The following is a 7,712-nucleotide window of genomic DNA, read 5'->3' as shown; positions in this document are numbered from 1 at the left end:
AAGAGCCGGATGCGGAAAAGCCGCACGTCCGGAATTCTGTGAGGGATACATTCGGTAACGGATGTATCTACTCGACCGATGAATAGTTAATAAAGAGAGGTGCAGATGCTATGCCAGGTATACTCGTGGTTGAAGATGATGAAAATTTAAATCGTGGAATTACATTTTCACTGAAAAAATCCGGATATGAGGTTTTTTCAGCAGAATCAGTGAAAAAAGCGAAAAGAATTGCAAGTGATAATAATGTGGATGTTACCATTTGTGATGTGAATCTTCCGGATGGGAATGGACTGGAATTTGTAAGGTGGATGAGATGCAATTATAATACATACATTATTTGTCTTACAGCACTAGATCAGGAGATGGATCAGGTCATGGGATATGAAGCAGGGGCAGATGATTATATTACAAAGCCGTTTAGTCTTTCGGTACTTCTTTTGAAAATAGAAGCACATTTCCGCCGCAGACAGGAGAAAACGGAAGCCGGAAAGATGATTTCGGGAGATATCGTATTTATCGCAGGAGAAATGAAAGTCCTGATAAAGAGTCGTGAAATCAGTCTGACAAAAACGGAGTTGAAAATGCTGACTTTTTTTCTTCAGAATTCGAAACAGATTCTTTCAAAAACACAAATATTGGAAAATGTGTTTGATCTGGAAGGGGATTTTGTGGATGAAAATACAATCGCTGTCAATATCAGAAGACTCCGTGAGAAAATCGAAGACAATCCGGCTGCACCGGTCTATATAAAGAATATCAGAGGTCTTGGGTATATATGGAATCAGGAGGTAAGGCAGTGACAAAGAGATATCGCAAGAAGATCACAGTAGCGCTCTCCTTGGTATTACCTGTCATAGTATTGTTTGCAATATTAAATTGCTTTACCACATATGTGTTTTATGAAGATTATAAATATAAAATGAATCTTATGACAGAGATTGCTGCAAAGGAAGAATTTTCCGGGCTGGATGCTGTTTCGGAATTGCTTAAGGATAAGGATATTGAAACCAACGAACAGGGAAGGCGATTATTGGAGCAATATGGATACTGGGGGAATAAAGGGAATGCATTTTATTCGCAATTCCGGCATCAGGTTATGGTGACCGGTGCTGTAAGCACTGTGATATGCGTGCTTCTTTTGACTTTTTTACTTTATTGGAAGAAAAAAGAAGATGCGTGTCATCAGAAAATTTTAGACCAGTTGGAAGAAATTCTGATCAGATTCCGTGAAAATAAATTTGATGATTTACTGAAAACGGAAAATCATGCAGAACTGGAAAAATTGAATGACCAGCTTGAAGCAATCGGACATCATATTCAGTTGATAAAGGAAGAAGCAAGGGCAGAAAAGGAGAACACGAAAGAAATGGTTTCTGATATTTCTCACCAGTTAAAGACACCGGTTGCAGCTTTGGATACATGTTTTAGTGTGCTGATGCAGAATGACTTAAGTGCCACAGAACAGGAGGAGTTTCGTATCCGTTGTCGGAGTGCTCTGGATGGACTGGAGACATTATTGCAGTCGCTTCTTGAAATATCCAAGATGGAAACTGGACTGATTCAGATTAATAAGAAAAAACTTCCGCTTATGGATACTGTCATATCTGCTGTGAACCGCACTTATCCTAAAGCGGATGAGAAAGAAATTGAATTCGTTTTTGACTATGAAAAAGAGCTGGAAACATGCACGATTATGCAGGATAAAAGGTGGCTTGGTGAAGCTGTGATCAACGTTCTGGATAATGCGGTCAAGTACAGTCCGTGTGGTTCAAAAATATTTATCCGGTTACAAAAAAGAAACTATCTTGTAAGAATGGAAATTGAGGATCAGGGAATTGGTATTCCGCAGAATGAGTATCACAAAATTTTTCAACGATTTTACAGAGGAAGTTCCAAGGAGGTCATGGAAAAGAGTGGTACAGGAATCGGACTTTTTCTATCGAGAGAAATTATCGAAAAACACGCAGGTACGATTACGGTAACCTCCGGCAAAAAGAAAAAAGGAAGCACGTTTGTGATTCAATTACCATATGTTGGTTAAATTTTAAGTGAGCAGAAATCTTACAATTCTGTAAGATTTCTGCTCGTTTTTTGAAAGTGAAATGAAAGATTGTCCTGATACAATTTGGATGTAGATTGAAAAATGACCAAATATATAAACAGGCAAAGAAAGCGTGCTGAAAAGGTACGCTTTACAGAATTGAAAAGGAGGCAACACATGAGTGTGATATTAGAAACCAAGCAGCTTTGTAAGTTTTATGGCGCAGGTGAGAATCAGGTCAAAGCGGTCAATCAGGTGGACATTCAGATTGAGCAGGGAGAATTTGTCGCAATTGTTGGAAAGTCAGGTTCCGGTAAAAGTACATTACTTCATATGCTTGGAGGGCTAGACACCCCGACAAAAGGCAGTGTTACTTTAGCAGGGAAAGATTTATACAGGATGAAGGAAGATGCCCTTGCTGTTTTCCGCAGAAGAAAAATCGGATTTGTTTTTCAGGCATTTAATCTGGTTTCATCTGTTAATGTCTGGGAAAATATTGTACTGCCACTGGGGCTGGATGGAAGAAAAGTGGATGAAGCGTATGTAAATGATATTATTGCAACTCTGGGGATTGAAAACCGGATTTATAATCTGCCAAATCAGTTATCCGGAGGACAGCAGCAGAGAGTAGCAATTGCAAGAGCACTGGTGAATCGTCCGGAAATTATATTTGCAGATGAGCCGACAGGAAATCTTGATTCTAAGACCAGTGATGAGGTAATCGCTCTGCTTAAGATGACAGCAAAAAAATATGGACAGACAATTGTAATGATTACCCATGATGACGAAATTGCACAGGTCGCTGACCGTATTCTGGTGATTGAGGACGGACAGGTGGTGGATTTCAGATGAAGACAATAAGCAGGATTGCATATAGCAATGACAAAAGGAACAGGACAAGAAGTATACTGATCATGATGGCAATCTGTCTGACCACGATGCTGCTTGTTATCATCAGTACTGTGGGAAATGGGGTAATTCATTTACAGAAAAGTCAGGCGGCAGGATCATATGGAAGCAATTATGGTCTGTTTGTTTCCGCAGACGGATCGCAGTTAAAAGAAGTAAACCGCCGTGCGGAAATAGATGCTACAGGCACTATGTGCACCGAAGGTATCATAAAAGGCAATGAAAAAGGCGGGTTTGTCTGCATGGATGAGACTGCAAGAAAAATGCTTCCTTATAATAAAGAATATGAGTTGAAGGAAGGAAAGTATCCGGAAAAAATGCAGGAAATTGCCGCAGGAAGAGCATTTTTTCGTGCAATGGGGTATGATGATGTAAAGATCGGAGATACGGTTACACTGGATTACCGCGCAGGGATGCAGTCAGAATATAAGCCGGAAGAATTTGTTGTCAGCGGAATCCTATATGATCGGGATGAGTATACCATCGAGGCATCTTATGTTGCTTTCGGGTCACAGGAGTTTTATGATGAGCACGTCGCAGAGAATGACAGACAGTATAATATTTATTTTACTTTAAATGATTCTGCAAATGTATCTATGAATAATGTTGATTCGGTTATAAAGCAGATTGCAGCAGCTTGTGGGATCGAAGAAAAAAACGTTATAGTCAATGATCTCTATTTGCAATGGGTCTTGCAGCCGAGTTATGAAACGATTGCGGTATGCGGGGTTTTGATTCTTGCAATTGTACTTTTCTCTGTTGTGGTCATTTATAATATTTTTCAGGTCGGTATTGCCAACAAGATACAGGAGTATGGAAAAATCAAGGCTCTGGGAGCGACAAAAAAGCAGATGAAACAACTGATCTTCAGAGAGGGTATGTTTTTGACAATTTCTTCAATACCAGTTGGATTGCTTCTTGGTTTTCCGATTGCAAAATGCGGTTTTAACTGGCTGGTAGAACAGGGAAACCTTGTATCAACCGGAACTGGCTCTATGGGAGTCCAAAATCAGCAGATGCCACTGTTTTCCCTGCCTGTTATGCTTCTATGTATTTTCGTGTCATTTTTTACCGTTGCTTTGGCGCTGCGTAAACCAATGAAAATTGTTTCACGGATTTCACCTATCGAAGCAACACGGTATTTAGAAAATGCAGAAACACACAAAAAAGGAAAACGAAATGGCAGAAAAAATGTCACCGTGTTTTCTATGGCAATGGCAAATATAACGGGTAATCCAAAAAGAACCATTGGTACCATCCTCACACTGGGGCTTTCCTGCGCATTGTTTGTGATTATCTCTAATTATGTAGGAAATATTGATACGGAGCATGAAGCACGTCTTTCCGTTAATCATGGACAATTTGAACTGCAGCTTGACTATTCTGCTGAGTACGATGAAAGATATACGGAGAATAATCTGGATACGATTCTGACGGATAATCCATTGAATGATTCGCTGATTGAAGAAATCAAAAGCATTCCGGGAGTGACAGATGTCATGACGAGAGAGATTGTCTCTGTAAATCTGAACGGAACAAGATTTCCGGCTGATATTGTGAGTAAAAAGGATTTTGATTTTATGCGCCAGGACGGGGATATTGGCTCTATGGACTATGATCAGGCGGTAAAGAATGGTGAAATTTTCTTTGGTTGGTTGATGTGGATGGAACAAGATGGATATGCTCCGGGTGAATCCATTGCATTTGACTTTGAGAATGGAAGTGAAACCTATACCTATCAGGGAAAGATTGCAGGATCCTTTGTAAGCGCGGACACTTATCTTGTCATTCCGGAAGGTGTATACCGTTCCATGAATCCGAGGGGAACAGCCTATGGCTATCTGTGGGTGGACTGTGATAAAAAAGATGTTGCATCTGTGGAACAGAGTCTGAATACTTTGATTTCTAATACTTCGCATATAAAAATGGATACCTATCATGCACAGTTACAATCTGCAGAATTCACAGCTCGCATGATGAAGCTTGGCTGTTATCTGTTTATGGCGGTTGTAGGACTCATCGGTTTTATGAATATGGCAAACACCATAATCATGAATATTACGACAAAAAAGCAGGAATATGGTGTATTACAGGCTGTGGGTATGACAAATAAACAATTAAATTTATGTCTGCAGTTACAGGGAATGATGTTTACGGTTGGTACCATATGCGTAGCTTTGATCATTGGTCTGCCGCTCGGCTATGCACTTTTTTCCTATGCAAAACATAATGGAATATTTGGAATGAATATCTATCATGTTCCAATCGTACCAATTTTTATTATGATTTTTTTGGTCGGTCTGTTGCAGATTGTACTTTCCTGCGTTTTAAGCAGTAATCTGAAAAAGGAAACGCTGGTAGAAAGAATAAGGTATCAGGGCTAGCAAGTAATATGTAATGAACTAGGTCTTAACGAAGAGGAGAAATAGACAACTTCCAGTTGTGCGCCCAGCTAAGGGTGTGTAGTCAAGCCGGTGGGATTCCGGTTTATCCAAGGTTTAGCCAACCAGATAATAGCGAGTCTTGGGATGATGCCGGTAACGGCATCTGACAAGCGTAGACAGCAAGAAAGTAGGGTTGAATGGTGATTGAGCTTCGAAACGTTAACTTCAGTCGGTCGACGTCTTAACTGGTGTGGAAGACAATATCATGTAATGCGATATGGCGAGTGTTATGTGGCACTGCGGAGTCAGAGAACCAATCATGTTTTACATTGTGAATACACATCAACTGGGGAGAACTTGCCATTTCTCGAAGAAGAGTATGAAGTTGCAACTGAAAACGGAGGATTTCAAATGAATGGTAGGTGGTCGGACAATCCCATAGTACTGTAGAAATCGGGCAATGTCGATGGAGGGAAGGGGATTGCATAGTAAAGGTCTTACTGAGGACACATTATCCGTACTCAGGGACGGAGGAAATAATGGAAACGAAATTAGTAAGAATAGCTGAGATATCGGCAACATCAAAACATCCTATATTTACATCAGTGTACCACTTGATAAATGAAGATATGCTAAAGCGATGCCATAAGGAATTAGATGGGAACAAAGCAGTCGAAATTGACAAGGTAACTAAGGATGAGTATGGGAAGAACCTTGATAGAAATATCAAGGAACTGGTACAGAGGTTGAAAAACAAATCCTTTAAGCCGCTTCCGTCACTGAGGGTATATATACCTAAAGGAAATGGAAAGAAATGACCATTAGGGATTGCTTCCCATGAAGATAAGATTGTACAAATGGCAGTGAAGAAAATACTGGGAGCTATCTATGAACCGAGATTCCTAAACTGCATGTATGGATTCAGACCGAATAGGGGGTGTCACGAAGCAATAAAAGAAGTATACCAACGGATAAGCTATGGAAAAATCAGCTATATCGTAGATGACGATATCAAAGGTTTCTTTGACCATATCGACCATGATTGGATGATGAAGTTCCTTGAATGGAATATACAGGATAAGAACTTATTGTGGCTAATACGTAAATACCTTAAAGCAGGAATAATGGAGCAAGGAAAATTCGAGCCAACAGAGGAAGGTTCGGCACAAGACTCAGTAATGAGTCCGATGCTTGCAAATATATACATGCATCATGTGCTGACGCTGTGGTTCAAGCTGGTGGTGCAAAGGGAAATGCAAGGAGAGTGTTTTCTCGTCAACTTTGCGGATGATTTTGTTGCAGGATTTCAATATAAGTCAGAAGCTGAAAGATACCATAAAGAGTTAAAGGAACGAATGGAAAAGTTTGGACTGGAGCTGGAAAGTAGTAAAAGCAGACTGATTGAATTTGGGAGATTTGCAGAGCAGAATCGTGGAGCAAGAGGAGAATGTAAGCCTGAAACATTTGATTTTCTGGGATTTACCTTCTACTGTAGCAAAACTCGAAAGGGAGGTTTCGTGCCAAAGGTACAGACTTCAAGAAAGAAGTTTGAGCAAAAGGTTAGAGCATACAAGAACTGGATTTACGATAATCGAAATCGACCAATGCGAGAAATAATTAAAGAGTTGAATGTAAAACTAATTGGACACTATCGGTATTATAGTGTTACATGGAATTTTCGAAAAATAACAACATTCCTGCATAGAGTACAACAGTTTCTATTCAAAGCCATGAATCGGAGAGGTTGTAGACGGGCATACACATGGAATGGATTTGTGGAAATGCTCAAGTATTACCCGTTAGCAAAACCTAAAACGTACTATTGTTTATATTGAAGCGAATGTTACTATGAGGAGCCGTATGCGGGAAAGCCGCATGTACGGATCTGTGAGGGGCTAAGATTGAGAGGTCTTAGTCTACTTGACTGGAGAATTGAAAAAAACGGAATTTACTTATTAAGACATATAAACTGTTGACAATAAAGCTCCTATATAGTATGTTTTTAATGAACTACTATATAGGAGCTTTTGTATGGAAATGAATGGAGGATTTCTTGTTACCAAAATAAAACAGCTTGGAGACCGGATTTTCGAGAAGATTCTCAGTGAAAAGAATATTGATGCATTTAATGGAGCCCAGGGGCGTATTCTTTATGTGCTGTGGCAGAAGGATGGTATTTCAATCAGGTCACTCTCGACTAAATGCGGGTTAGCGATAACATCTCTTACTACGATGCTGGAAAGAATGGAAAATCAAGGGCTGATAAGCCGTGTTCAGTCTGAAACGGACAAAAGGAAAACGCTCCTGTTTCTGACTGAGAAAGCACATGCCTTAAAGGGCGAGTACGATTCTGTATCTGATGAGATGGGCAGTATTTA

General features: G+C 39.9%; 7 protein-coding genes. All 7 read left to right on the top strand.

What is annotated here, in order from left to right:
- Positions 1-110: 110 nt before the first annotated feature.
- Entirely contained in the window at positions 111-800 is a 690-nt protein-coding gene (locus tag WMO75_RS18075) for a response regulator transcription factor (protein ID WP_118699407.1), read from the top strand.
- Positions 776-2,041 (top strand): sensor histidine kinase, encoded by a 1,266-nt coding sequence (locus tag WMO75_RS18070; RefSeq protein WP_118699406.1) that lies wholly within the window; start codon positions 776-778, stop codon positions 2,039-2,041. Before WMO75_RS18075 ends, WMO75_RS18070 begins: the two co-directional genes overlap by 25 nt.
- 177 nt (positions 2,042-2,218) lie before the next feature.
- Positions 2,219-2,893: an ABC transporter ATP-binding protein gene (locus WMO75_RS18065; protein WP_006426335.1), complete on the top strand. Its 675-nt coding sequence runs from the start codon at positions 2,219-2,221 to the stop codon at positions 2,891-2,893.
- On the top strand, positions 2,890-5,334 hold the full coding sequence (locus tag WMO75_RS18060; RefSeq protein WP_118699405.1) for an ABC transporter permease: 2,445 nt from the start codon (positions 2,890-2,892) through the stop codon (positions 5,332-5,334). The genes WMO75_RS18065 and WMO75_RS18060 overlap by 4 nt, the downstream gene beginning before the upstream one ends.
- Positions 5,335-5,873: 539 nt before the next feature.
- The gene (locus WMO75_RS20185; protein ID WP_494337573.1) at positions 5,874-6,152 is read left to right on the top strand and encodes a hypothetical protein; all 279 of its coding nucleotides are present in this window, start codon (positions 5,874-5,876) and stop codon (positions 6,150-6,152) included.
- 9 nt (positions 6,153-6,161) lie between these two features.
- The gene (locus tag WMO75_RS18055) at positions 6,162-7,169 is read left to right on the top strand and encodes a reverse transcriptase domain-containing protein (protein WP_494337574.1); all 1,008 of its coding nucleotides are present in this window, start codon (positions 6,162-6,164) and stop codon (positions 7,167-7,169) included.
- 196 nt (positions 7,170-7,365) lie between these two features.
- Positions 7,366-7,712, top strand: a 347-nt coding sequence (locus tag WMO75_RS18050; RefSeq protein WP_349078667.1) for a MarR family transcriptional regulator, incomplete at its 3' end; no start/stop codon positions are given.

It is taken from the genome of Blautia intestinihominis, from assembly GCF_040096655.1.
Classification (GTDB): Bacteria; Bacillota; Clostridia; order Lachnospirales; family Lachnospiraceae; genus Blautia_A; species Blautia_A intestinihominis.
Note: the sequence above shows the minus strand (reverse complement) of the source record. Positions and strands in the feature narration are given on the sequence as shown.

Bases quoted from the DNA above. Each gene is read 5' to 3' on its own strand.
- WMO75_RS18075 (WP_118699407.1), top strand. From the start codon at position 111: ATGCCAGGTATACTCGTGGTTGAAGATGATGAAAATTTAAATCGTGGA.
- WMO75_RS18070 (WP_118699406.1), top strand. From the start codon at position 776: ATGGAATCAGGAGGTAAGGCAGTGACAAAGAGATATCGCAAGAAGATC.
- WMO75_RS18065 (WP_006426335.1), top strand. From the start codon at position 2,219: ATGAGTGTGATATTAGAAACCAAGCAGCTTTGTAAGTTTTATGGCGCA.
- WMO75_RS18060 (WP_118699405.1), top strand. From the start codon at position 2,890: ATGAAGACAATAAGCAGGATTGCATATAGCAATGACAAAAGGAACAGG.
- WMO75_RS20185 (WP_494337573.1), top strand. From the start codon at position 5,874: ATGGAAACGAAATTAGTAAGAATAGCTGAGATATCGGCAACATCAAAA.